Here is a 3,211-nt window from a genome sequence, read left to right as displayed (position 1 = left end):
ACGCGCTGGGGGGCGAGCGCTACGGCGACAACGCGCCCCGAGCCGAGAACGCGTTCGCGTTCGTCCAGCACGACTGGGAGACGCGCCGCGTGGCGCTCAACGCCAGTGCCCGCCTGGACGCCTACGGCGACGTCGGCACCCGCGTTAGTCCGAAGGTGGCGGCTTTGGTGCGTGGCGACCTCGCGCGTGTGCGGCTGTCGGTCGGCAGCGGGTTTAAAGCGCCCGACTTCCGCCAGCTCTACCTCGAGTTCTCGAACGCCGTCGGCGGCTACACGCTCTTCGGCGCCGATCGCTTGGAGGACGGACTGGCACGGCTTGAGGCCCAGGGACGTTACACGCCGGTCGCGACGTCGGGCGACGCCCTCGATGCGCTCCGTCCCGAGACATCGGTCGCGGTCAACCTCGAGGTCGAGACGACCATCGCTGGCGTGGAGGTCACGGCGGGCGTTTTTCGCAATGCCGTCCGCGATCTGATCGACGTCCAGCCCGTCGCCCTCCTGGCGGACGGGGCGCCAGTCCTGAGCTACGTCAACCTGGAGCGGATCCGTACCGAAGGGCTCACCCTCGAGGCCCGGCGCGGCGTGGGCGCGTGGTCGCTCCAGGCCGGCTACCAGTGGCTCCGCTCCCGCGACCTCGACGTGCTGGCCGAGCTTGGGGACGGGACGGTCTTCGGCCGCGATCCGGTGACGGGCCGGGACCGCCGCTTGGCTCCGGGCGACTACGCCAACCTGTTCGGCCGCTCGTCGCACTCGGTCACGGCCCGCGCTGGCGTCCGCACCGGCGACTGGACGGGCTCGCTCCGAGGACGCTGGCGGAGCCGCTACGGACTCCGCGACCTCGATGGAAACGGCTTCGCCAACCGAGACGACGAGTTCGTCCCGGGCACAGCCCTTTTTGATCTCGCCGTCGCCCGCGACCTCGAGGTCGGAGCCACTGGCCTCCGTCTCCAACTCGGCATCGACAACCTTTTGGACACGACGCGCCCGGCGCTCGTGCCCACGCTCGCGGGCCGGCGCTTTTTCGCCGCCGCGACGCTCTCGCTGTAACACAACCGGCGGCCCGTAAGCCGCCACATCAATGACTCGCTTACCACTCTTCGCGGCGATCTTCGCCTTGACTCTCACCGCCTGCGACTCGTCCGAGGACGAGGTCTTCGAGCCGGTCCGCGCTACAGCCGAGGACGTTCCGGCGGACCCGGCCCAGCGCGACCCGACGACAGGCGAAACGATCGGCACAAACAACTTCACCCTCTACTCGCTCCGCACCAACGAGATCGTCGTGAGCTACGACGACGCCGAGCGGGCCGACTTGGCCTCGACGCGGTGGGACATCGGCTTCAACGGCACGGACATCATCCTGAACGGCGGCTCGAGCGGCCCCGGCGCCGCGCTCGGTGTGGTCGTGCCCGAGGCGTTCGACGACGTCGAGGACGCGCTCGCCAACGACTTCACGTACCGTCGCGACGGCGAATCGCCGTGCCCAGACGTCCGGGGACCCCGCGGTACGGAGGCGGGCGTTCCACGCGCCGTCTGTGACGGCACCGGGAATGGCTGGTACACCTACGTCGGATTCCCGAGCGGCCGCGGCGGCTACGTCGTCCCCACGGCCGGTCGCACGCTCTTGGTCCGGCTCGCTGACGGACAGGGCTACGCCAAGGTGGGCTTCACGAGCTACTACCAGGGCTCCCCGGACCCGTCCACGATCACGGACCAGTCGCAGGACCGGTACTACTCGTTCGAGTTCGTGACCAACCCGACCGGCTCGTCCTTCGAGCGTGACATGGAGATGTAGACCGCATCTGCGTCTCCGCTACGGCGCCGGTCTTGGGGTTCGTCCTCGAGGCCGGCGTTTTTCGTAGGTGCCCTCGAGGTCACGGTCCGCCCTCGAGGGTGGTTACGCTGGCACGCCTGCGCGGGGCAGCTCGGCGACGATCTCGCGCCACGCGGTCAGCTCCGGGATCCCCGGCTTGCGCGCGCCGAACAGCTGCACGATCTGGCGGCCCTGGTCGTCGTAGACCTCGAGGGCGGTCACGTCACCGTCCTCGGTCGGCTTGACGACGACCCACGCCTCGGAGATCTGGGTCTCGTCGAGGTGCAGGTTGAACGTCGGGTCCAAGACGTTGAACCAGGGGCCGCGCTCGAGCAACCGCTCGACCGGCCCGCTGTGGATCTGGATCGCGCCGGGGTTGCCGACGAACACCATGATCGGCGTGCCAGTTTGGGCAGCGGCCTCCAAGGCGCGGCGTGCGGCGACGGGCTCGGCGCGCTCGGTGAATCGGCCTTCGGCCAGGCGCAGCGCCTGCGTCCGCCCGACGCCGTGGTTGCGCAAGAGGGGGAAAAAGTCGTGGGTGTCCTGGAGGTCGGCCCAGCCCTGGAGGAACGCGTCGACCTCGAGGTCGGAATCGGGCGTGTCGGGCTCGCGCGTGGCGCGGGGCTCGACCTCGAGAGCCTGTCCGGAGCCTGCCGAAGGAACGAGGTCGTCGGCGCGGTGGGCGTCGACGAACGCGTGGTAGGCGTCGGCGTCGCTCTTGCCGGTCAGAAAGATCTTGTGGACCGCGTCGCCGTGGGCGTCGAAAAACTGCAGGCTCCGGCGCTGGCCGTCACCCATCGGTGTCGCGACGGCGAACGCAGATGCCCACCGTCCGCAGAACAGGCGGAGGTCGATGGGCTCGTCGAGGACGAGCGCCATCTGGTGCGGCAAGTCGGTCGAGACCTTGTCGTAGACGCCGTGCTTTTCGTGGACGCACGCGTCGTTGCGCGTGAGCGCCATGACCTCGCCGAGCGGTTCGATATCGTGGATCAGCGCGCGCCAGCCGCCGTCGGGCTTGCCGAGCGGGATGACGTCGCCGTCGACGCCGGTCGTGACCAGCTCGGCCTCGCTCACGCCCAGCTCTCGGGCGGCGGTGCGGATGCGGGTCTTGGGGTTCTCGGCGCGGAAGGCGGCGAACGTGGTACGGAGGTCGGACATCAGTCTGGAGCGTCCTCGAGGACGCATGGGGTCAAGCAAGGATAGGAAGAGGCGCGAAGACGTCGTCCTCGAGGTCGCCCACGGTCGGGACGACCATGGGGCAGGCGGCGCACGGGTTCTGTGTCACGACGACCGAGATCCCGAACGCGCACTGAACGATCGAGGGCGTGAGCACGGCGTCGGCGGTCCCGGCCGCGACCAGCTTGCCGCCGGCCAAGACCGCGATGCGGTCGGCGTACTGGGA

At 69.6% G+C, this 3,211-nt stretch carries 3 protein-coding genes and 1 pseudogene; 2 read left to right on the top strand and 2 right to left on the bottom strand.

Annotation, left to right across the window (positions count from 1 at the left end; all coding sequences use genetic code 11):
* On the top strand, positions 1–1,046 hold a 1,046-nt coding region (locus tag WBA11_RS16790; protein ID WP_424521797.1), incomplete at its 5' end, for a TonB-dependent receptor domain-containing protein.
* Positions 1,047–1,113: 67 nt separating this feature from the next.
* Complete coding sequence (locus WBA11_RS16785; RefSeq protein WP_424521796.1) at positions 1,114–1,791, top strand: HmuY family protein; 678 nt, start codon at positions 1,114–1,116, stop codon at positions 1,789–1,791.
* A 102-nt stretch (positions 1,792–1,893) separates the two neighbouring features.
* Here the strand turns inward: WBA11_RS16785 and WBA11_RS16780 are convergent, their stop codons facing one another.
* Entirely contained in the window at positions 1,894–2,967 is a 1,074-nt protein-coding gene (locus WBA11_RS16780) for a hemin-degrading factor (RefSeq protein ID WP_424521795.1), read from the bottom strand.
* A gap of 31 nt (positions 2,968–2,998) precedes the next feature.
* Positions 2,999–3,211, bottom strand: a pseudogene (locus WBA11_RS16775) (hypothetical protein); the annotation flags it as partial.

This window comes from Rubrivirga sp. (assembly GCF_049648075.1).
GTDB lineage: Bacteria > Bacteroidota > Rhodothermia > Rhodothermales > Rubricoccaceae > Rubrivirga.
This window is presented reverse-complemented; position numbering and strand designations above follow the sequence as displayed.